Consider the following 21,797-nt stretch of genomic DNA (forward strand, 5'->3'; position numbering starts at 1 on the left):
ACTAGAAACTATGCTCCTCGGTCGGGAAGCGGCGCGCCTTGACGTCCTCATGGTAGCGGCGGAATGCACCGGCTATATCGTCGGCCTCGGCCATGTAGTTCTTGACGAAGCGCGGCGTACGCCCATGGGTGACGCCCAGCACATCGTGCATGACCAGAATCTGGCCGTCGGTGTCGGGACCGGCGCCGATTCCTATCACCGGCACGTCCAGGGCCTCGGTGATGGCCCGGCCGAGGCTTGCCGGCACGCACTCCAGCAGGATCACCGAGGCGCCGGCCTCGACCAGAGTGCGCGCGTCCTCGAGGATCTGCGCGGCGCGTTCGGCATCGCGTCCTTGCACCTTGTAGCCGCCGAGCTGATAGACGGTCTGCGGTGTCAATCCCAGGTGCGCGCAGACCGGCACGCCGCGACGGGTCAGCTCACGAATGCCGTCGGCCATCCAGGCTTCGCCTTCCACCTTGACCAGCTCGGCGCCGGCGCGCATCAGCTCGGCGGCGTCATCGAGCATGCGCTCGGTAGTGGCATTGCTCATGAACGGCAGGTCGACCATCAGTAGGCTTCGGCCCTTGGCGCGTGCCACGCAGCGGGTGTGGTAGCAGATGTCCTCGAGGGTCACCGGCAACGTGCTGTCGTGCCCCTGCAACACCATGCCGAGGGAATCGCCGACGAGCAGCACCTCGATACCCGCATCGGCGGCGGTGCGAGCGAAGGAGGCGTCATAGGCGGTCAGGCAACTGAAGGTTTCGCCCGCGCGCTTGTAGGCTTGCAGTGTGCTTAGCGTGACGGTTTTCATGGCGTGCTCTCATCTTGTCTCGGGCGAGCGGCTTGAGGCCGCTGTCACCGGTGCTGGGCGTGATTGTTACCAGAATACGACAGTCGTGTCGACTGGTAACACCTGGCGCCTCAGTCAGGGGTGTCGGGTAACACTTTGACGTCACCAGCGGCCGCAAGGGTTTCCGCCAGAGCGGTGGCGGAGCGTCCATCGGGAAGCCATGCTGCCGGCGACAGCTCGGCCAGCGGTATCATGACGAAGGCGCGGTTTGTCATCTCGGGGTGCGGCACCTTGAGTCGCGGCAGGCTCAGGACGTCATTCCCGTACAGTAGCAGGTCGAGATCAAGGGTGCGGGGCCCCCAGTGGCGCTGGCGGACGCGGCGGTGTCGCTGTTCCAGCGCCTGCAGCTGGTCGAGCAGGGCAAGAGGAGACAGGCGGGTACGCAGCAGGGCAACGGCATTGACGAAGCTTGGTTGGTCCTGGGGGCCCACCGGTCGGCTGGCGTACAGCCTCGAGGCGGCGATGCGCTGCGTCAGCGGCAGCTTGCCCAGTTCTTCGAGTGCCCGACGTACCTGGGCGACAGGGTTGTCGAGGTTGCTGCCCAGCCCGACAAAAGCGTCGACAAGAGGCGTCATGAAGGGCCGGAAGAGCTGCGGCGGCGTCGCTTGCGTGGGCGCCGACGGCGGGAATTGCCAGGGCCGGTATCGGCGCCTGCCTTATCCAGGAGACGGCGCTGCTCATGCTCGTCGCCCTCCTGGTAGGCGGTCCACCAGTCGCCCAGGCCGGGCTCGATCTCGCCAGCCGCTTCGCGCAGCAGCAGGAAGTCATAGGCGGCACGGAAGCGAGGGTGATCACGGGTCTGAAGGGCGCGCTTGCCTCGGCGTTGTGGCAGGCGCTGCTGCAGATCCCAGATGTCGCGCATCGGCATGCTGAAGCGCTTGGGAATCGAGATATGCTGCAGCTGGCGCGACAGCACCTGCTGCGAGGCGAGCTGCAGTGCCGGGATGGGCGGCATGCCTTCGTCCTCCAGCGCGGCCTGGCGGCGCTGGACGGGCCCCCACAGCAGGGCGGCGAACAGGAACGCCGGCGTGACCGGACGCTCCTCATGGATTCGCTTGTCGGTACTGGCCAGGGCATGCTCGATGAGCGGCTCGGCCCAGGTCAGCTCTGCCATGGCCTCGTCGGTTTCGGGGAAGAGCATGGCGAACAGGCCGTAGTGGCGCAGCAGGCGGAATGTCTCGACACCGTGGCCTGCCATGAACAGCTTGAGGACTTCGTCGAACAGCCGCGCCGGAGGAATCTGCAGCAGCAGCGATGCCAGCTCCGCGATCGGCTCCTCGGATTCGGGGGCAATATGAAAGTCGAGCTTCACCGCGAAGCGCACCGCCCGCAGCATGCGTACGGGATCTTCGCGGTAGCGCACGGCCGGGTCGCCGATCAGGCGAAGGGTGCGTGTCTCGATGTCGTGCATGCCGTCGGCGAAATCATGGATCGAGAAGTCGGCGATGCTGTAGTAGATGGCATTGATGGTGAAATCGCGCCGAATCGCGTCTTCCTGAATGTTGCCCCAGACATTGTCGCGCAGCAGCAGGCCGTGTTCCGACTGCTGCGCAATGTGATCGCCATGGTCGTCGCCGTGGGTGCCGCGGAAGGTGGTGACTTCGATCACCTCGCGACCGAAGCGCACATGCACGATGCGAAAGCGCCGGCCGATGATGCGTGAGTTGCGAAACAGCTCCCGTACCTGCTCCGGAGTGGCATCGGTGGCGACGTCGAAATCCTTGGGCATCTTGCCGAGCAGGGAGTCGCGAATGCAGCCGCCGACCAGATAGGCTTCAAAGCCGGCATTATGCAGGCGATAGAGCACCTTCAGCGCTGCTTCGCTGAAATGCTGGCGCGAAACGGGATGCTGGTCACGGGGGATGATACGGGGGCCTATCCGGCCACCGGAAGCCTCTTGAGGGCCGAAGAGTGTCCTGAAGTGCGTGCCTGGGCTTTGCAGAAAGCGGGTAAATCCTTTGAACATGCGGCGATTTCGACTCGCAGTGTGCGAAAGTACAGAGTGTAGCGGACCGCCGACACCTTGCAAAGCGGCGTGCGATTTCACTGCAAGGAGATCACGGCGCCGCGATAGCAAAAGAGGAGGCCACCAGGCCTCCTCTGACAAGCTAAATGGTGCTGCGTCCTTGCGGCTGTTTCTTCTTCGTGATGGCGCATCGCCTTGAATACGCACCACAGTCACCAAGAGTCACAGGCAACAGTATTGTTGTGATTGTTGACGTTCCTGGTTGCGACCGCCTCGTATTCAAAACAATAATCCAACCACGACGGCATCATGAGATATGCCTGCCTTCGGCTTGTTGATGTTGTTGCCGAAGGTGCGCGCTTGCGGCCGTTGTATTTGTTGTTGGCCGGGGTTGGCGCATCGCGTCCTGATGGATCCGGTGCTTCGCTCTGTCTTGTTGTTGTTGACTCGAAGCGAAGGGCGGCTCTTTCCGGGGCATCTTGTTTTTGTTGCCCCTGGCCGCATCCTCTTCACAGCCTGCCTTGTTGTTGTTGGCGCAGGCCCTGCCATTACCGTCACCTTGTTCTTGTTGTTGGCTCGGTGGCAGCCGGATGTTGTTTTTCTTGCACTGGATGTTGCACGGCACGTGCCAGGCTGGCTTTTCTGCTTTTTAAATCAAATACTTGTGATTTGTCGTTGCGTGCGGGTCCGAGTGGCGCCTTTGATGTGTTACCCCAGATGCGCCATGACGGGGCAGGTTCTGGGTGGGAAGGTAACACCTGGTGCAGACGAGCCGGGTCGGGCACAAAAAAAGCGCCTATGACGAGTTGGTCGAGGCGCTTGGACATTAGTCTAATCGGGCGTCAGGCGCTGCTGCGGCGGGCCTGCTTCTTGCGCGGGATGCCCAGGCGCTGGCGCCTCTCCCACAGGCACTTACGGCTGATACCAAGCTTCTGGGCCAGCTCGGTTTCACTCATATGGTCTTGGTGCTCCAGTACGAAGTGCTGGAAATAGTCCTCCAGCGAGAGATCCTCCTCGCTGCTCTCTGCCTCCTCGTCGACCTGGCTTGGCACGGCGACCTTTGGTTCGGCCACGGCACGTGATGCAGGCGGAAGTGTAGGGCGCAGGCCAAGGTCGTCGGGGTGGATCAAGTGGCCCTCGGCGAGGATCACACCGCGCTCGAGTGCGTTTTCCAGCTCGCGCACGTTGCCGGGCCAGGGATAGTCGCGGATCTCGCGGCGTGCCGCGCGTGACAGGCGCAGCCCCTCGCGATGATGACGTCGGCAGGCTTTGTCCAGCAGAACGTCGGCAATCAACAGGATGTCATCTTCCCGTTCGCGCAGCGGCGGCAGGTCGATCTGCATCACGTTGAGCCGGTAGTAGAGGTCGAGACGGAATTCGCCGGTCTTAGACAGGGCGCGCAGGTCGCGGTGGGTCGCAGCGATCAAGCGCACGTCGACATGGCGCGTCTCAACCGAGCCGATGCGGCGAATCTCGCCCTCTTGCAGCACCCGCAGCAGGCGAGCCTGGGCATCCAGGGGCAGTTCGCCGATTTCGTCGAGGAACAGGGTGCCACCATCGGCAGCTTCCACCAGGCCGGTGCGGGCAGCGCTGGCACCGGTGAAGGCGCCCTTTTCGTGGCCGAACAGCTCCGACTCGATCAGGGTTTCGGGGATGGCGGCGCAGTTGACGCAGATGAGTGGCGCATGGCGCCGTTGGCTCTGCTGATGAATGGCACGTGCCACCAACTCCTTTCCGGTGCCCGATTCCCCCTGGATCAGCACGGTGACATCGGCCGGGGCTGTCTTGCGGATGCGGGTATAGACAACCTGCATCGCAGAGCACTCGCCGATCATTGGCTGTCGGGAGCCGCCGGCGTCGGTGATATCGGGCGGCGGGGAGCGATGCGAGGTGTGCTGGTGAAGAACGCGAGCCACGGTTTCCAGCAGCTCATCATGATCGAAGGGCTTGGCCACGTAGTCGACGGCACCCTGCTTCAGCGATTCCACGGCCGATCGCATGCTGGCGTAGCTGGTCATGATCAGTACGGGAGCCGGGGCGGCCTGTTCGATCAGGTCGGTGCCCGGCTCGCCGGGCAGTCGCAGGTCGCTGATCACCAGGTCGAAGCTGCGAGGCTCCAGGCTCAGCGCTTCGTCTACCGAGCCGGCCTCGCTGACCTGGTAGTCGTGGCGCTCCAGCAGTCGCCGCAGCGCAGTGCGGATGATGGCTTCGTCTTCAACGATCAGAATCCGGCTCATCGGTATGTTCACCATCCTCTCGTTCGGTGGGCAGCCACAGGCAGATGCGAGTGCCCCGCTCCAGCCCCTGGGGCGGTGATTCGATCTCTATCCTGCCATGATGCTCGGCTATGATGCTGTAGACCAGTGGTAGGCCGAGCCCGGTCCCTTCGCCTGGCGGCTTGGTGGTGGTGAAGGGTTCAAAAAGGTGTTCGCGAACCCGGTCGTCGAGTCCGTGCCCTTCGTCGGTAACGGTAACCTTGAGCATGTCGCCGTCCGCTACGGCGTCGATCACCACCTCGCCGCCGGGGGCGCTTGCGTCGCGTGCATTGCTCAGCAGGTTGATCATGACCTGTTGCAGTCGCTGGGCGTCGCCGCGCACCCTGAGTTCGGCGAGACACTGGTTACGGTAGCGGACATCCTCGCCCGAGCGCGCCAGCTGGATCAAGTGCAGCGCCTCATCGACCAGGGCGGCGATGGGAACCGGTGCCATATGATTGCCGTTGAGGTGACGGCCACCGTGGGCAAAGCCCACCAGCGAGCTGACGATACGCGAAATGCGGTCCGTGAGCTGCTGGATCTGCTGAGCGGTCTCCAGCACCTCGGGGTCATCGGTGTCGTAGCGCAGGTTCTGCGCCAGCGACGAGATGCCGGTCACCGGATTGCCGATCTCGTGAGCCACGCCGGCGGCCAACTGGCCGATGGAGGCCAGTCGAGCCGCATGCACCAGTTCGTCCTCGAGCCACTTCATCTCGCTGTGATCCTCGATCAGGATCACGGTTCCGCCGCGCACGTCGTCGTCGGCCTGCAGCTCGGCGCGATGGAAGGTCAGGAAGCGTACACCGCCCTTGAGTTCGACCGGCTGCTTGTAGAGATGGTCCTGGGGCTCGACCAGGGCCCGGCCCAGGAGCTCGGCCCAAGGGGCTGGCAGGCCGTCGCGGCGAGCCCCCACCACGCTCCCCCCGTCGATGCCCGATAGCTCGGCCAGGGCGTCGTTCCACATCAGCAGCTCGTCGTCGACGCCGAAGGCGCACAGGCCCACCGGCAGTCGAGTCAGAATGCGCCGATGGTAGCGACGCAGGCCGTCGAGCTCTCGTGCCAGTCCCGTCAGCCTTGACCGGTAGGCCTCGAGCCGGCTCTCGACGAAGTGGATGTCGTCGGTAGGCTCCTGTCCCCCGCGGCGGTAGGGCAGGTAGCGGTCGACGATGTCCTGGGCCACCGAGGGGCCCATGAGGCCGGAGAGATTGGCCTGGATACGGTCGCGCAGCCGGCGCAGGGCGTAGGGGCGGCCATCAAGGGGTGACATGCCGAGGTCGGTCAGCGCTCGCTCGACTTCACGCTGGGCCACGGTTTCGCCCAGCGCCTGGGCCAGCGGCTGCTTGAACTCTTCCCCCGTGGCGGCGAGCAGTGGTAGCCGCTTGGGACGGATCACGGCATCTACCGAGCAGGCCTCGGCAGCGGCGCGCTCGCCCTCGGAGGTGGGTGTGGCCAGCGAGACGATGATGAAAACAAGCGCATTGCACGCCAGAGATACCAGGGTAACCACGTACCAGTCGGGCTCGCCGGCAAGCAGTTCCATGCCGGGCGGAATCAGGATCAGGTTGGGCAGGCCGGTGAGCAGCGGCAGCCATAGGCCGACAAACCAGATGAGGACGCCGACGACCAGGCCCGAGACCATGCCCTTGCGGTTTGCGCCCGGCCAGTAAAGCAGCGCCAGCAGCCCCGGCAGGCACTGGGTCATGCCGACGAAGGCTGCCAGTCCCAGCGTGGTCAGGTCATGGTGCACTCCCACGGTACGGTAGAACAGCCAGCCGCTGAGGATCACGGCGGCCATCAACCCCCGGCGCAGCCAGCGCAGCCAGCGGTAGAGGTTGGGCTGGGCTTCGGGTGGGTGGGCCACCAGCAGCACGTGATTGAGGATCATTCCAGAGAGTGCCATGGCAATGATCACCATGGTGCCGCTGGCGGCAGCCAGCCCGGCGATGAAAGCGAGTCCCTGGATCCACAACGAGTCGGACAGGCCGAACGCCAGGTAGGCGGCTCCGATGGCTTCATGGCTCTCCAGGCGCTGTCCCGCCCAGAGAATCAGCGGCACCGGTATCGCCATCAACAGCAGGAACAGCGGCAGCGACCAGCTCGCCTGCAGCAGGGTATGGCGTGACAGGGTCTCGGCAAAGGTGATGTGGAAAATGTGCGGCATCAGCAGGGCGGCGGCGAAGAAGAGCAGCAGCAGGGTGCGCCAGTGGGCGGCGTCCGGCTGCACCACGCTGGCCTGGTAAGCCTGTCCGGGGCCGTCCAGCCAGGCCTGGAGGTCGGCGGGGCCGTCGAAGATGACGAACAGGGCGAAGGCGCCCAGTGCCAGCATGGCGAAGAGCTTGACCACCGAGCTCAGGGCAATTACTGCCAGCAGGGTGTCGTGCCGGGTGGCGCTCTGGTCGTGTCGGGTGCCGAAGATCATGGCGAACAGCGCGATCAGCGCACACAGGGACAGGGCGAGCAGGGACGGCGAGGTGGTGCCCGACATGAGATAGATGGCGTCACCCATCGTCTGTACCTGCAGGGCGAGCAGAGGCATCACCGCCAACAGGCTGATCACGGTAACCAGTGTGCCGACCCAGCGTGAACGGAAGCGGAAGGCGAACAGGTCGGCCAGTGAGGCAAGTTGATGGGTGCGGGTCATGCGCTGGATCGGTACCAGCAGCACAGGCGCCAGCAGGAAGGCACCCGCCACGCCAAGATAGTAGGCTAGGTAGCCATAGCCGGACGTGGCAGCCAGCTCAAGGCTGCCATAAATGGCCCAGGCGCTGGCATAGACGCCAAGTGCCAGGGTGTAGACAGCTGGGTGGCGCGTCACCTTGCGACTGAGCCAGCCTCGCTCGACCGCCACGGCGCAGAGAAACATCAGTAGCAGGAAGCTGCTGCCCAGCGCAAACACGCTGGTGAGGCTAGCGTTCATCGAGCTTCCTCTTCTGCTCGAGCCACAGCGTCAGGGCGATCAGGATGCCCCAGATGGCGAAGGGGCGATACCAGGCGACGCCGGGGCTCGACCAGCCGCTCATCAGTAGAGGCGACAGCAGATAGCCGCCGAAGACCAGGAACAGCATGATGCGATAGACGTACATGGACGCTCCTCACTCCTGGCGGTGGACATCACGGCGAATGTGGCCCGGCTCCCAGTGGCATTTGGCCCAGGCCAGCTGCTCTTGCACGGGTGCCATGCTCAGCTCCCTGGGTGGGTGCTGGTCGAGGAACATCAGGGCACGATGCAGCAGCGGGCGAGCCGCGCCCTCCTCCAGTGGCAGTGCCGGCGCCAGGTTCTGCTTGGATAGCTTCTGGCCTTCGCGGTTGACGATCAAGGGCAGGTGGAGGTAGCGCGGCTCGGGCAGCCCCAGCGCAGACTGCAGCTGACGTTGCCAGGGGGTATTGTCGAGCAGGTCGAAGCCCCTGACTACGTCGCTGATATCCTGTTCGGCGTCATCCACGACCACTGCGAGCTGATAGGCCCACAGGCCATCCTTGCGCTTGAGCACCACGTCGCCGAGCTCGGTCGGGTCGAAGCGCTGTTCGCCGAACAGCCGGTCTTGCCAAATCACCGGGCGCAGGCCCAGGTCGCTGCGCAGCCGCCAGGCTAGCGGCTTGTCGGGTTCGCGAACCCCTTCGCGACACCAGCCAGGATAGACGGTGTGGGTGCGCCACTGCTTGCGCGAGCAGCTGCAGGGATAGGCCAGGCCCAGCGCCGTCAGTCGCTCCAGCGCTGCAGCGTAGGCAGAGTCGCGATCATGTTGCCAGTATACCGGCCCGTCCCAGTGCAGGCCGAAGGCCTCGAGCTGGCGCAGGATGGTGTCGGCTGCGCCTGGAGGGCAGCGCGGTGGATCGATGTCCTCGATGCGCAGCAGCCATACGCCCTCGGCCCGGCGCGCATCGAGATAGCTGGCCAGGGCGGCGATCAGCGAGCCGAAGTGCAGGGGGCCCGAAGGGGTGGGGGCGAAGCGGCCTCGGTAGCCGGTCATGAGTGGCTCCTGGCAGCGGGTTCCGACATGCAAACGGGCACCCCAGGGTGCCCGTTGCGAAGGTGCGTGAGGCTCACCGCAGTGGGCATCAGCCGCCGAGCTGCTTTTCCTTCAGTTCGGCCAGGGTCTTGCAGTCGACGCACAGGGTCGCGGTGGGGCGAGCCTCCAGGCGGCGAATGCCGATCTCGACGCCACAGGCCTCGCAGAAGCCATAGTCCTCTTCGTCGATCTTCTCCAGCGTCTCGTTGATCTTCTTGAGCAGCTTCCGCTCCCGGTCGCGGGTGCGCAGCTCCAGGCTGAACCCTTCTTCCTGGGTGGCACGGTCCGCAGGGTCGGCATAGTTGTTCGCCTCTTCCTGCAGGTGACGCACCGTGCGATCGACTTCTTCCATGAGCTCCTGTTTCCAGCCCAGCAGGATCTGTCGGAAGTGCTCAAGCTGCTGCTCGTTCATGTACTCTTCACCCGCTGCCGACTCATACGGGGTGAATTTTTTGGGCGCTTCCGCTTTCTTGTCTGCTACTGGCATGGGACTGCCTCATTACTTGAGTGACTGCTGATCAATACCCGATGCAACCTGTGCAAGGTATCTCACGCCAAAGGCATGCTTGTTTATCGGAATTCCGAGACTTTTGCAATACCCCGCGACTAAGGCCGAAACCTGCCATGGACCAAAATCGGTGGTATGGTTTTTTGACCGCTGGAGTGGAAAAAGTGCTCACCATCGGTCATATCACTGCTTTTCAGGAGTCCGGCATGTCGTGGAATTCGCGCGTTGATCGCGTCGCTCCCTTTCGGGTGATGAGTCTGCTCGAGGCCGCTCAGGCGCGCGAGGCGGCCGGCCACGATGTCATTCACCTCGAGGTCGGCGAGCCCGATTTTGCGACCCCCGAGCCGGTGGTGACGGCCGGGCAGGCGGCACTGGCAGCAGGGCTCACGCGCTACAGCCCGGCGGCGGGGTTGCCGGCGCTGCGCGAGGCGATCGCCGGGCACTACGCCGAGCACTTCGGTGCCGAGGTGGACCCCCGGCGCATTCTGGTCACCCCCGGCGCCTCCGGGGCACTGCTGCTGGCAAGCCAGCTGCTGGTCGGGTCCGGTGACCGGGTATTGATGGCCGATCCCAATTACCCGTGCAATCGCCACTTCATGGCGTTGGCCGGCGCCGAGGTGGATAACGTTGCCGTCGGCCCGGAGAGCGGCTGGCAGCTCGATGCCGAGCTGGTCGAACGGCACTGGGGCGATGCCACCCGCCTGGCCATGCTGGCCACGCCTTCGAACCCGACCGGCCATATGCTGGATGCGTCACAGCTCGAGGCGGTGGCCGAAGCCGTGGCTGACCGGAGTGGGCACCTGCTGGTCGACGAGATCTACCAGGGGCTCAGCTACGATCTCGAACCGCTGTCGGTGGCATCGCTCTCCCCGGATGTCTTCGTGGTCAACAGCTTCTCCAAGTATTTCGGCATGACCGGCTGGCGCCTGGGCTGGCTGCTGGCGCCGGAGGCCGCCGTGGAGCCGCTGACGCGACTGGCCCAGAACGTCTTCCTGGCCGCGCCGACTCCGGCACAGCATGCGGCCCTGGCCGCTTTTACTCCCCAATGCCGCGAAATTCTCGAGGGGCGCCGCGCCGAGCTGGGGCGCCGCCGCGATGCGCTGTTGAGCGGACTCGCTCGCCTGGGGCTGGCCCCATCGCTGCCCCCTCAGGGGGCCTTCTACCTGTGGCTGGATATCTCACGCTACAGCCACGATAGTCAGGCCTTCTGCCAACGCCTGCTCGAAGAAGAGAATGTAGCCATCACGCCAGGAGTGGACTTTGCCGTGACCGGCGGCGAGCGCCATGTTCGCATCGCCTTCACCACCGGTATCGCCCGTCTGGAAGAGGCGGTGAGCCGGCTCGAGCGTTTCCTGGCGCGGCAGTAGGCAACCTGGCCATGGATTACCCCGATCTCGTTCCCGGCGTGCTGCTGCGGCGCTACAAGCGCTTCCTGGCCGATATCCGCCTCGACGACGGCCGCGAGGTGGTAGCCCACTGCCCCAACACCGGCTCGATGCGGGCGGTCAACGTTCCTGGCTGTCGGGTATGGCTGGCGGCGAGCGACAATCCCGCGCGCAAGCTGGCCTGGACCTGGGAGTTGATCGAGCTGCCCCAGCCCGACGGCAGCGTGGCGCTGGCCTCGGTGCATACCGGGCGCACCAATCGCATCGTAGAGGAGGCACTGCGGGAGGGGCGCATTGCGGCGCTGGCTGGCTATGCCTCGCTCCGGCGCGAGGCGCGGGTCGAAGGGGCGCGGCTTGATTTTCGCCTCGATGATCCGGTACGCGGCACCGCCTACGTCGAGGTCAAGCAGGTCACGCTCAAGGAGATCGACGGTCACGGCTATTTTCCCGATACGGTGAGCGAGCGCGGGCGCAATCACCTGTTGGCGCTGGCGTCACTTGCCGAGCAAGGAGAGCGCGCGGCGCTGCTGTTCTGTGTGGCCCACACCGGAATCCCTGACGTAGCTCCGGCCGTGCACCTCGACCCGGCCTACGCCGCCACGCTGAGAGAGGTTGCCGGGCGCGGGGTGGAGGTGCTGGCTCACGGCTGCGAGATCGGCTGGCGCGACGGCCGTCCTGCGGCCATCACGCTGGCGGGACCGCTGTCGGTGTCACTCACTCGCCAAGTAAATTTTGCCCTCGGCATCGACTGAGATCGCCAGTGGCTGCAGGAAGCGGCCCTGACAGGGGCCGAAAACGCACTCTCCGGTTTCCGGCAGGAACAGCGCGCCGTGCATGCCGCACTGGATCAATTCGCCCCCCGCTTCGAGAAAGTCGCCCTCCGGCAGGTTGAGCGGCATCCCCTGGTGTGGGCAGAGGTTGAGCCAGGCCGTGACGCGTCCATGCACGCGGACGAGGAAGGCGTTTCTGCCGTCGGGCAGCGTTAGGCCGCGCGAGGGCGAGGCCTCAAGCTGGGCCAGGTGGCCAATCAGGGCGGGCATGCGTTCAGCGCTCGATATGGAAGCGCTGGACGAAGTTCACCTCGGCCGGCTCGCGGTTGCGGTCGTAGCGCACTTCCAGTGCGAAGTGCATGGGTTCGTCGTCCAGCATACGAAACAGCGCGATCTGCGACTGGGCGTCTCCCTCACGCAGGGTGCGGAACTCCAGCGGCGTACGGTCTTGGCCCTGGAGCTCGCCGAACGTGCCGCTGACAGGGGCGTTGACCGGGCGCAGTTGGCCGTCGACTTCTTCCAGCACGCTGACATTGAGCAGTGCCATGGCCGGGCTGCGCTGGATACCGTGGGCCTCGGCGACCTCCTGAGGCAGGAAGCTGGTGCTCACTGCGCTGTAGTGGATCTGGTAGTCGCCGACCTGTTCGAACTGCTGTGCGTGGCCGTGCAGCGGCAGCAGGGCAAGCATCAGGGCGGCGACCAGGGGGTAGCGGCTAAGGATGCGTTTCAACAGCATGGCGCTCTCCTCGACTTTTCAGGTCAGGCTCAGGGCTGGGTGGTTCGGCGTCGATCCTGGCGCTCAACGCGAAAGATGGCGATCTCACCGAACAGGTTGGGCCGCAGGCGGGTGGCCCAATGGCCTTCGTGGTCGCCGATGCCCACGGCCCGGTCGGTGATTCGCAGGCCCTTCTCGCGGCACAGGTGCTCGAAGTCATTGAAGGTCGACAGGTGGATGTTGGGCGTATCGTACCAAGCATAGGGTAGCGACTTGGAGACCGGCATGTAGCCGCGAATGCCCAGGTGCACCCGGTGTCGCCAGTAGGCGAAGTTGGGAAAGGTGATGATGCACTCGTCCGCCACCCGCAGCATCTCGTCGAGCATGCGATCCGGCCGGCGCAGGGCCTGCAGGGCCTGGGTCATGATCACCAGGTCATAGGTATCATCCTCGAAATGGACCAGCCCTTCGTCCAGGTTCTGCTCGATGACGCTGACCCCCTTGGCGATACAGGCGGTGATGCCTTCCGGGTCGATCTCCAGCCCATAGCCGGTGACTTGCTTGTCGCGCGCCAGGGCTTCCAGCAAGGTGCCGTCGCCGCAGGCCAGGTCGAGGATATGGGCGCCTTCAGGCACCCAGCGGTGAATCAATGCGAGGTCGGCACGCATCATGCGGTCTCCTCCAGGCCCAGTGCCTGGGCGGCGCGAGACATGAACGCAGCGAACACGGCCTGGTAGCGCGGCTCGGGCAGCAGGAAGGCGTCGTGGCCGTGAGGCGAGTCGATGTTGACGTAGCTGACCTGCTTGCCGGCGCGGATGAGGGCATTGGCCAACTCGCGGGAGCGCGACGGCGGAAAGCGCCAGTCACTGGTGAAGCTGACCACCAGGAAGGGGCACTGGCCGGGTGCGACTGCCTCGGCCAGTACGCCGTCGTGCTCTGCCGCCGGATCGAAGTAGTCGAGCGCCTTGGTCATCAGCAGGTAGGTGTTGGCATCGAAGGCAGTGGAGAAGGTATCACCCTGATAGCGCAGGTAGGACTCGACCTGGAACTCCACGTCGTAGCCGAAATTGAGATCCTCGCTACGCAGGTCGCGGCCGAACTTGCTGCCCATGGCGTCTTCCGAGAGATAGGTGATGTGCCCCACCATGCGCGCCAGCTTTAGGCCGCGGCGTGGTGCCGTGCCATGCTCGGCATACCAGCCGTCGTGAAAGTCCGGATCGGAACGGATTGCCTGGCGAGCGACCTCGTTGAAGGCAATGTTCTGGGCCGAAAGCTTGGGGGTGGCAGCGATGATCACGGCGTTGGCGATTCGCTCGGGATAGATCCGCGTCCATTGCAGCACCTGCATGCCGCCAAGGCTGCCGCCGATAATCGCGGCGAAGCGTTCGATGCCGAGGCGGTCGGCCAGGCGTGCCTGGCTGTGCACCCAGTCGGTCACCGTGACCATGGGAAAGTCGGGTCCCCACAGGCGGCCGGTGGCGGGATTCTGGCTGGTCGGCCCGGTGCTGCCATGGCAGCCGCCCAGATTGTTGAGCGAGACCACGAAGAAGCGGTTGGTATCGATCGACTTGCCCGGACCGATATGGGCATCCCACCAGCCCGGCTTGCGCTCGTCGAGAGAGTGGAAGCCGGCAGCGTGGTGGTGTCCCGACAGCGCATGGCAAATGAGCACCGCATTGGAGCGCTCGGCATTGAGCGTGCCATAGGTCTCGTAGACCAGGTCGTAGGCGGGCAGGGTCCTGCCGCAGGCCAGGGCCAGGGGGTCGTCGAAGTGCGCCGTCTGCGGCGACACCAGGCCGACCGAGTCATCGGGAAGCTCGGGCATCTTGTCGTTTCATGTCCAGTCGTTGAGGTACGCCGCTTGCAGGGCCGGGCTCACAGGCCCACCAGGGCACCGGCGATCCCGGCAGCTCTCGTCAGCGCGCCCACCACGATACCATCGATGATGCTGATGGCGATGAAGACCACGATGGGCGACAGGTCGATCATGCCCAGTGGCGGGATGACCTTGCGCACCGGCGCCATGATCGGTTCCACCAGCTGCATTACCAGCAGCGCACCCGGGTGGCTTGCATTGGGCGCGACCCAGCTCAGAATGATCATCACGATCAAGGCGAAGAAGTAGATCTTGAGGATGGCGTTGGCGATGGCGGCCACGGCACCGATCGCCACCTGGGTGATGGGCGGCATGCCGATGCCGGCGATCTGCAGGATCACCACGATGCTGACTGCCTTGATCACGAAGGCCGAGGCCAGCGTCGCCAGGTCGAAGCGGCCCGCCACCGGGCCGAGGAAACCCTGGAAGGGCCGCACCACCGGCTGGGTGATCTTCACCACCGACTGGCTGATGGGGTTGTAGTAGTCGGCCTGGGACGCCTGCAGCAGGAAGCGCAGCATCATCAGGAACAGGTAGATGTTGATCAGGGTGTTGACCAGCAGCAGGCCGGCATTTCCCATTTGGCCCATGTGGGCTCCTCCGTATCATCAGGATGGCGCCCGATCCGGTTCGGGCGACCAGAAGACTAACGTTGACCGAGCTCTTCGGCCATCTCGCGAGCGCGGGCGGCACAGGCCTCCATGGCTTCGGTCAACGACGTGCGCAGCCCGGCCTGCTCAAGGTACTCCACGGCGCGTTCGGTAGTGCCGCCCGGCGACATCACGTTACGCTTGAGGCGCTCCGGGGGGAATTCGCTCTCCTGCGCCATGCGAGCTGCACCCAAGGCGGTCTGGATCGCCAGGCGGCGCGCCGTCTCGGCAGGCAGGCCGAGCTTGACGCCGGCTTCCTCCATGGCCTCGAACATCAGGAAGAAGTAGGCTGGGCCGCTGCCCGATACGGCGGTGACCGCATCCAGCAGGGCTTCTTCCTCCACCCACTCGACCAGTCCGACGGCCTCGAGCAGCTCGGTGGCCTGGGCGCGCTGCTCGGCGCTGACCTCGGGGGTGGCAAACAGGCCCGCGGCCCCGGCACCAACCAGCGAGGGCGTGTTGGGCATGCAGCGCACCAGCGGCATGCCGCCGCCGAGCCAGGCCTGCAGCGACTCGGCGGTGAGGCCGGCTGCCACAGAAATGATCAGCGGGCGTTGACGCTGCAGAGTGTCGCTCAGTCCTTCGCAGACTTCACGCATCACCTGGGGCTTCACGGCCAGCACCACGATGTCGGCGTCCCGTACTGCCGCGGCGTTGTCGGTATTGGTGCGAATGCCGTAGCGCTCGTGGATCGGCGCCAGAAAGGCATCGCTGGGCGACGTGGCGGTAATGGCGGTGGCCGGATGGCCGTTGTCGATCATACCGCCGATGATGGCGCTGGCCATGTTCCCGGCGCCAATGAAGGTGACTCTGCTGGCCATTGCGTTGTGTCCTTCTGCTGTTATGTTGCGACCGGCTCAAGGCCGGTGCGAATGCGCCATCTAGTGGCGTGAGTTCTCCCGGGTGCCAAAAATGGCCGTCCCCAGCCTGACCAGGGTGGCTCCCTCCAGAACTGCTGCCTCCAGGTCGTCGCTCATGCCCATCGACAAGGTATCCAGCGGCGCCTGGGGGAAGCGCTGGCGCAGGGTCTCGAGGGCATGGCGAAGCTTACCCAGCGGCTCGCGCTGGCTGGCCATGTCTTCAGCAGGTGCCGGAATGGCCATGAGTCCGCGCAGCCTCAGGCGTGGCAGTGACAGTACCGCTTCCGCCAGGCTTTCCAGCTCGTCGAGGCTCACGCCCGACTTGCTGGCCTCCCCGCTGACATTGACCTGCAGGCAGACCTGCAGTGGCTCCAGCGTGTCCGGGCGCTGGTCGTTCAGGCGCCGGGCGATCTTTTCGCGCTCGATACTGTGGACCCAGCCGAAGTGCTCGGCCACGGCGCGGGTCTTGTTGGCCTGCAGCGGGCCGATGAAGTGCCAGATGATCCCGTCCAGGTCAGCCAGCTCGGCCTGTTTCTCCAGCGCTTCCTGCACGTAGTTCTCGCCGAATTCGCGCTGGCCCAGCTCCCAGGCCTGGCGGATCAGGCTGGCAGGCTTGGTCTTGCTCACGGCGAGCAGGCGCGCGGCGTCAGCAGGGCGCCCAGCCGCTGCCAGGGCATCGGCCAAACGGCGTCGGGCACTGGCCAGCGACTCCGAAAGCATGGTATCCGTCATTTCAGCCACATGAAGTCCGTCATGTCCGCTAGGTCTGTCATACTCGCTGGAAACTACACCGGGGAGCAGGGGAATCGCATGGATATTACCGAACTGCTGGCGTTCTCGGCAAAGCAGAACGCCTCCGATCTGCATCTGTCGGCCGGCTTGCCGCCGATGATACGGGTCGACGGCGACATTCGGCGCCTCAACGTGCCGGCGATGGAGGATCGCGAAGTCCGCAAGCTGATCTACGACATCATGGGGGATCGCCAGCGCCGTGACTACGAAGAGTTTTTCGAAACCGACTTCTCCTTCGAGGTCCCCGGAGTGGCGCGCTTCCGTGTCAACGCCTTCAACCAGGCCCGCGGTGCCGGCGCGGTGTTCCGCACCATCCCCAGTGAAGTGCTGACCATGGAAGAGCTGGGATTGGGCGATGTCTTCCGTCGCCTGTCTCTGCTTCCCCGCGGCCTGGTGCTGGTCACCGGGCCCACCGGCTCGGGCAAGAGCACCACCCTGGCAGCCATGATCGACTATATCAACGATCACCGTTACGACCACATCCTCACCATCGAGGACCCGGTGGAGTTCGTCCACCGCAGCAAGCGCTGCCTGATCAACCAACGTGAGGTGCACCGTGACACCCATGGTTTCGCTCAGGCATTGCGCAGTGCGCTGCGTGAAGACCCCGACGTGATCCTGGTGGGCGAGATGCGCGACCTCGAAACCATCCGGCTGGCGTTGACCGCCGCCGAAACCGGCCACCTGGTGTTCGGTACCCTGCACACCACTTCGGCGGCCAAGACCATCGACCGTATCATTGATGTCTTTCCCGGCGAAGAGAAAGCCATGGTGCGCTCGATGCTTTCGGAGTCGCTGCAGGCGGTGATTTCGCAGACCCTGCTCAAGCGCCGCTCCGGTGGCCGGGTTGCGGCCCACGAGATCCTCATCGCCAATGCGGCGGTGCGCAACCTGATCCGTGAGGACAAGGTGGCGCAGATCTATTCCGCGATCCAGACGGGCGGCAACCTGGGCATGCAGACCCTGGATGCCAGCTTGGCCAAGCTGGTCGCGGAAAACGTGGTCAATCGCGATGAAGCCCAGGCCAGAGCCAAGAGCGCGCTGGGCAGCTGATCGAGCGAGGAACTGAAAGGGGGCGGAGATGAAAGCACAAGAGTGGCTCGAGCAGTTGCTGGGAATCATGGCCCAGAAGGAGGCATCGGACCTGTTGATCTCGGTGCAGGCACCACCCACGATCAAGATTGCCGGTAAGCTGACGGCGCTGGGCGACCAGCGCCTCTCCGTGGAGCAAGTACGAGAGCTGGTCAATGTGGCCGTGCCGGAAGGTTTGAAAGCGCGTTTTAACCAGGAGCGCGAGGCCAACTTCGCCCTGAGCCTCAGCGGTAGGGGGCGCTTTCGCGTCAGTGCCTTCCAGCAGCGCAACCAGCTTGCCATGGTCATCCGCCGCATTGCCTATGAGATTCCCCACCTCGAGGAACTCTCGTTGCCGCCGCAGCTTGGCGAACTGGCCAACCTCAAGCGAGGCCTGGTGTTCGTGGTGGGTGGTACCGGTACCGGTAAATCGACCACCCTGGCGTCGATGATCCAGCAGCGCAACGAAACCGTGGGCGGCCACATCATCAGCGTCGAAGATCCCATCGAGTTCGTCCACCCGCACAAGAAGGCGATCATCAACCAGCGCGAAGTGGGCATCGATACCGAGTCCTTCGAGGTGGCGCTGAAGAACACCCTGCGCCAGGCGCCGGACGTGATCCTGATTGGCGAGGTGCGCACCCGCGAGACCATGGAGCATGCCCTGACGTTTGCCGAAACGGGTCACCTCTGCCTGGCCACGCTGCATGCCAACAATGCCAACCAGGCGCTGGACCGGATCATCCACTTCTTTCCCCACGAGCGACACGAACAGATCTGGCTCGACCTGTCGCTCAACCTGCACGCCATCGTGGCCCAGCAGCTGATGCCGACCCGCGACGGGGGACGTTGCCCGGCCATCGAGATCCTGCTGCGCACTCCCTTGATTGCCGACTTGATCCGCAAGGGCGATGTCGGCGAAATCAAGAACGTCATGGCACGCTCTCGCGACCTGGGCATGCAGACCTTCGACCAGGCGCTGTTCGAGCTCTACAAGGCGGGCACGATCAGTGAGGAAGTGGCCATGGTGCATGCCGACTCGGCCAACGAGCTGCGCATGATGATCAAGTACGGCGACGAGAAGAGTGACGTACTGAGCAAGGCGCAGGACTCGGCGCAGAGGCTATCGCTGCGCGATGACGACGACTTTTAGCCTCGAATAGCTTAGGGCGCGTAGACGCCACCGAGGATGCGCGGGCCGGCAGCGCCGGTGACGCTGGGCAGGTTGCCGGGCAGACCTTCGAGGCGGCGCCAGGCGAGCCAGGCGAAGGCGCCCGCCTCCAGCCAGTCTGCCGGCCAGCCCCAGTCGCTGCTGGGCATCAGGGCGGTTTCCGGCAGGTGTTGTGCCAGGCGGCCTAGCAGGTCGCTGTTGTGCGCACCACCGCCGCAGGGGACCAGCGCCTCGGCGGGAGGCGCGCCGGCCAGTTCGCGCGCCATGTCGATGCCCAGTGTCACGCTGGTGGCGGTCAGCTCCGCCAGAGTGGCTTGCACGTCAGCCGGACTCTCCTTGCCTGTAAGGTGGCCTTCGAGCCAGTCGAGGTGAAAGACCTCACGGCCGGTGCTGCGTGGCGGTGGGCGATGAAAGAAGGGCTCAGCGAGCAGGCGCTTCAGCAGTGCGTCGTCCACCTGTCCCGATGCTGCCCAGGCGCCGTCGGCATCGAAGCGGCCGCCGCGATGGCGGGCGTGCCAGGCATCCAGCAGTGCGTTGGCCGGGCCGGTATCGAAGCCGATGATCTCCGTCTCGTCGTCGCGAGGAGGGAGCAGGGTCAGGTTGGCGAAACCGCCGAGGTTGAGCACCACTTGCCACTGCTTGGCCTGGCGAAACAGCGCCTCGTGGAACGCCGGGGCCAGCGGCGCCGCCTGGCCGCCGGCGGCCAGATCGCGGCGGCGGAAGTCGGCAACCACGGAACACCCCGTCAGCTCGGCCAGCAGGCTCGGGTTGTCGAGCTGCAGGGTATAGGCGGGTCCACCTGCGTGGCCCCAGGGTGCGTGCTCGATGGTCTGGCCGTGGCTGCCGATGGCCCGGATTTGCTGCGCGGAGGTGGCGCTCTTCTGCAGCAGGGTCCTCACCGCCTTCGCCTGGAGTCGGGTGAAGGCATCTTCGGCCGCGGCCAGCTCGGCAAAGGCGACCTGCTGGGCCTGACAGAGCCGTAACAGCTGGTCGCGCAGCGCCTCTGGCGTGGGCTCGGACTGAGTGGCGTGCAGCTGCGGCTGACCCATGGCGTCGATTTCGACCAGGGCGGCATCGATACCGTCCAGGCTGGTCCCCGACATCAAGCCCACGAACAGCGTCATCTCACTCTCCTTATGCTCTGTAGCCCCCGCGGGCTTCAAGTCATGCTACCATCCTGCCCCATTCGATGGACCCTGCCCGCAAGGGCGCACAACGTATTTGGAGTGGGAGACGATGAGCGATGTCGCAAGCGCACTGGCGCTGCTGAAACGAGGCACCCAGGAGATCCTGCTGGAGGAGGAGCTGATCAAGAAGCTCGAATCCGGCCGCAAGCTGCGCATCAAGGCTGGCTTCGACCCCACCGCCCCCGACCTGCACCTCGGCCACAGCGTACTGCTGACCAAGATGCGCCAGTTCCAGGACCTGGGGCACCAGATCATCTTCCTGATCGGCGACTTTACCGGGCGCATTGGCGACCCGACTGGCAAGAACGTCACCCGCAAGCCGCTCACCGAGGAGGAGGTCCAGGCCAACGCCCAGACCTACAAGGAGCAGGTGTTCAAGATCCTCGACCCCGGCAAGACCGAGGTGCGTTTCAACTCCGAGTGGTTCGGCGAACTCACCGCAGCCAGAATGATCGAGCTGGCCGCCCAGAGTACCGTGGCGCGCATGCTCGAGCGCGACGACTTCGACAAGCGCTACAAGTCCGGCCAGCCGATCTCCATTCACGAATTTCTCTACCCTCTGGTGCAGGGCTATGACTCGGTAGCTCTGGAAGCGGATGTCGAGCTGGGCGGTACCGATCAGAAATTCAACCTGTTGATGGGACGCGAGATCCAGAAGCACTTCGGCATGGAGCCGCAGGTGGTCATCACCATGCCGCTCCTCGAAGGGCTCGACGGCGTGCAGAAAATGTCCAAGTCGCTGGGCAACTATGTTGGCGTGGACGAGGCGCCGGGCTCGATGTTCAACAAGCTCGTTTCCATGCCCGACAGCCTCATGTGGCGCTACTTCACACTGCTTTCGCTCAAGCCTAACGAAGAGATCGAGGCGCTCAAGCAAGACGTCGAGGCCGGGGCCAACCCCCGCGACATCAAGATGACCCTTGCCCGTGAGCTGATCGCCCGCTACCACGGTGAGGAGGCTGCGGCCAACGCACACAAGTCTGCCGGCAACCTCCTGGCCGAGGGCGAGCTGCCCGATGACCTGCCGGAAGTGGAGGTCGACTTCGAAGGTGGGGCCCAGGCGCCGATTGCCGCGATCCTCAACCGCTCGGGCCTGGCCAACAATAGCGCGCAGGCCAAGGACATGCTCGGCAACGGCCGGGTCAAGGTGGATGGCGAGGTCGTGGCCAAGGATGCCATGCTCGAAACCGGGAAGAGCTACATCATCCAGGCCGGCAAGAAGCGCTATGCTCGAGTGACGCTGCGCTGAGTCATTCCACCGTCCTCCAGAGCAGCTGATGACAAGTCAGTTTGCACTACCGACGCCCGCCCCGTGCGGGCGTCGTCGTCTTTGGCGGACAGCAAGACCATCCACAGGCGCTTGCTGCGAACGCCTGTGGACAGTCTCGGCGTCATCGTCCCGTCATGGCCTTGCCTCGCGACTGAAATATTTTTACAACCGCCCCTTGCAGGGGGCGGGGGAAAGCCGTAAAGTACGCATCCGCTGCCGGTGACGGGCAACGTCATCAGCGGTGGAAAGAGTGGTAAGTGGTTGTCGTTGTTTGAATTTTTCGATTCGCTTCGCAAAATTCACGCTTGACGCCAGCGGCGGATTCGGTAGAATGCGCCCCACTCGACAGCAGGTCCGATAACGGGCTTGCGGTCGCCGGCTTCGGCTGGCCTTCGATGCAAGAGACGCTTCGGCGGGCATCGAAGAGCGCTTGACAGCGCGGGCCGATTGAGTAGAATACGCCTTCCTCGCAGGGCGCT

General features: G+C 64.7%; 22 protein-coding genes. 5 read left to right on the forward strand and 17 right to left on the reverse strand.

The genetic code is table 11. The annotated features are described in order from the left end of the window. Position 1 precedes the first annotated feature (1 nt). The 8 genes from panB to dksA all read right to left on the reverse strand — a co-directional run bounded on the left by panB (position 2) and on the right by dksA (position 9,550). Positions 2-793: a 3-methyl-2-oxobutanoate hydroxymethyltransferase gene (gene panB, locus H1D44_RS15860; protein ID WP_181515830.1), complete on the reverse strand. Its 792-nt coding sequence runs from the start codon at positions 791-793 to the stop codon at positions 2-4. Between the two features lie 110 nt (positions 794-903). Then, complete coding sequence (gene folK, locus H1D44_RS15865) at positions 904-1,407, reverse strand: 2-amino-4-hydroxy-6-hydroxymethyldihydropteridine diphosphokinase (RefSeq protein ID WP_181515831.1); 504 nt, start codon at positions 1,405-1,407, stop codon at positions 904-906. Further along, the gene (gene pcnB / locus H1D44_RS15870; protein ID WP_181515832.1) at positions 1,404-2,798 is read right to left on the reverse strand and encodes a polynucleotide adenylyltransferase PcnB; all 1,395 of its coding nucleotides are present in this window, start codon (positions 2,796-2,798) and stop codon (positions 1,404-1,406) included. Before pcnB ends, folK begins: the two co-directional genes overlap by 4 nt. An 842-nt stretch (positions 2,799-3,640) precedes the next feature. Then, on the reverse strand, positions 3,641-5,035 hold the full coding sequence (locus H1D44_RS15875) for a sigma-54-dependent transcriptional regulator (protein WP_181515833.1): 1,395 nt from the start codon (positions 5,033-5,035) through the stop codon (positions 3,641-3,643). Further along, complete coding sequence (locus tag H1D44_RS15880) at positions 5,013-7,970, reverse strand: ATP-binding protein (protein ID WP_181515834.1); 2,958 nt, start codon at positions 7,968-7,970, stop codon at positions 5,013-5,015. Before H1D44_RS15880 ends, H1D44_RS15875 begins: the two co-directional genes overlap by 23 nt. After that, positions 7,960-8,136, reverse strand: a complete 177-nt coding sequence (locus H1D44_RS15885) for a hypothetical protein (RefSeq protein ID WP_181515835.1) — start codon at positions 8,134-8,136, stop codon at positions 7,960-7,962. Before H1D44_RS15885 ends, H1D44_RS15880 begins: the two co-directional genes overlap by 11 nt. A 9-nt stretch (positions 8,137-8,145) precedes the next feature. Further along, on the reverse strand, positions 8,146-9,024 hold the full coding sequence (gene gluQRS, locus H1D44_RS15890) for a tRNA glutamyl-Q(34) synthetase GluQRS (RefSeq protein WP_181515836.1): 879 nt from the start codon (positions 9,022-9,024) through the stop codon (positions 8,146-8,148). A gap of 88 nt (positions 9,025-9,112) precedes the next feature. Then, entirely contained in the window at positions 9,113-9,550 is a 438-nt protein-coding gene (dksA, locus tag H1D44_RS15895) for an RNA polymerase-binding protein DksA (protein ID WP_181515837.1), read from the reverse strand. Between the two features lie 227 nt (positions 9,551-9,777). Between dksA and H1D44_RS15900 the strand changes: the two genes are divergently transcribed. Further along, positions 9,778-10,938 (forward strand): pyridoxal phosphate-dependent aminotransferase, encoded by a 1,161-nt coding sequence (locus tag H1D44_RS15900; protein ID WP_181515838.1) that lies wholly within the window; start codon positions 9,778-9,780, stop codon positions 10,936-10,938. A gap of 11 nt (positions 10,939-10,949) precedes the next feature. After that, the gene (sfsA, locus tag H1D44_RS15905; RefSeq protein ID WP_181515839.1) at positions 10,950-11,708 is read left to right on the forward strand and encodes a DNA/RNA nuclease SfsA; all 759 of its coding nucleotides are present in this window, start codon (positions 10,950-10,952) and stop codon (positions 11,706-11,708) included. Here the strand turns inward: sfsA and H1D44_RS15910 are convergent. Genes H1D44_RS15910 through H1D44_RS15940 form a run of 7 tightly spaced genes read right to left on the reverse strand, consistent with a single transcriptional unit; the run spans position 11,667 to position 16,559 of the window. Continuing rightward, on the reverse strand, positions 11,667-11,996 hold the full coding sequence (locus H1D44_RS15910; protein ID WP_181515840.1) for a Rieske (2Fe-2S) protein: 330 nt from the start codon (positions 11,994-11,996) through the stop codon (positions 11,667-11,669). The genes sfsA and H1D44_RS15910 overlap by 42 nt on opposite strands. A gap of 4 nt (positions 11,997-12,000) precedes the next feature. Further along, entirely contained in the window at positions 12,001-12,462 is a 462-nt protein-coding gene (locus H1D44_RS15915) for a DUF4426 domain-containing protein (protein WP_238984462.1), read from the reverse strand. A 29-nt stretch (positions 12,463-12,491) separates the two neighbouring features. Beyond that, a complete protein-coding gene (metW, locus tag H1D44_RS15920; protein WP_181515854.1) occupies positions 12,492-13,109 on the reverse strand; it encodes a methionine biosynthesis protein MetW in 618 nt (205 codons plus the stop codon). Beyond that, the gene (gene metX / locus H1D44_RS15925) at positions 13,109-14,266 is read right to left on the reverse strand and encodes a homoserine O-succinyltransferase MetX (protein WP_181515841.1); all 1,158 of its coding nucleotides are present in this window, start codon (positions 14,264-14,266) and stop codon (positions 13,109-13,111) included. The genes metW and metX overlap by 1 nt, the downstream gene beginning before the upstream one ends. A gap of 50 nt (positions 14,267-14,316) precedes the next feature. After that, complete coding sequence (locus tag H1D44_RS15930; protein ID WP_181515842.1) at positions 14,317-14,907, reverse strand: YggT family protein; 591 nt, start codon at positions 14,905-14,907, stop codon at positions 14,317-14,319. Between the two features lie 56 nt (positions 14,908-14,963). Then, the gene (proC, locus tag H1D44_RS15935; protein ID WP_181515843.1) at positions 14,964-15,788 is read right to left on the reverse strand and encodes a pyrroline-5-carboxylate reductase; all 825 of its coding nucleotides are present in this window, start codon (positions 15,786-15,788) and stop codon (positions 14,964-14,966) included. A gap of 60 nt (positions 15,789-15,848) precedes the next feature. Beyond that, on the reverse strand, positions 15,849-16,559 hold the full coding sequence (locus H1D44_RS15940) for a YggS family pyridoxal phosphate-dependent enzyme (protein WP_181515844.1): 711 nt from the start codon (positions 16,557-16,559) through the stop codon (positions 15,849-15,851). A gap of 78 nt (positions 16,560-16,637) precedes the next feature. On the opposite strand from H1D44_RS15940, the gene H1D44_RS15945 reads away from it, so the two are divergent. Further along, positions 16,638-17,672, forward strand: a complete 1,035-nt coding sequence (locus tag H1D44_RS15945; protein WP_181515845.1) for a type IV pilus twitching motility protein PilT — start codon at positions 16,638-16,640, stop codon at positions 17,670-17,672. Between the two features lie 28 nt (positions 17,673-17,700). Next, a complete protein-coding gene (locus H1D44_RS15950; protein ID WP_181515846.1) occupies positions 17,701-18,843 on the forward strand; it encodes a PilT/PilU family type 4a pilus ATPase in 1,143 nt (380 codons plus the stop codon). 11 nt (positions 18,844-18,854) lie between these two features. On the opposite strand, the gene H1D44_RS15955 is transcribed toward H1D44_RS15950, so the two are convergent. Next, positions 18,855-19,985, reverse strand: a complete 1,131-nt coding sequence (locus tag H1D44_RS15955) for an anhydro-N-acetylmuramic acid kinase (protein WP_181515847.1) — start codon at positions 19,983-19,985, stop codon at positions 18,855-18,857. Between the two features lie 112 nt (positions 19,986-20,097). Between H1D44_RS15955 and tyrS the strand changes: the two genes are divergently transcribed. Continuing rightward, positions 20,098-21,297: a tyrosine--tRNA ligase gene (gene tyrS / locus H1D44_RS15960; protein WP_181515848.1), complete on the forward strand. Its 1,200-nt coding sequence runs from the start codon at positions 20,098-20,100 to the stop codon at positions 21,295-21,297. A 256-nt stretch (positions 21,298-21,553) separates the two neighbouring features. Here tyrS and H1D44_RS20855 read toward each other — a convergent pair. After that, a partial coding sequence (locus tag H1D44_RS20855; protein ID WP_220128134.1) for a hypothetical protein occupies positions 21,554-21,797 on the reverse strand: 244 nt, incomplete at its 5' end.

Source organism: Billgrantia kenyensis (assembly GCF_013697085.1).
Classification (GTDB): Bacteria; Pseudomonadota; Gammaproteobacteria; order Pseudomonadales; family Halomonadaceae; genus Halomonas; species Halomonas kenyensis.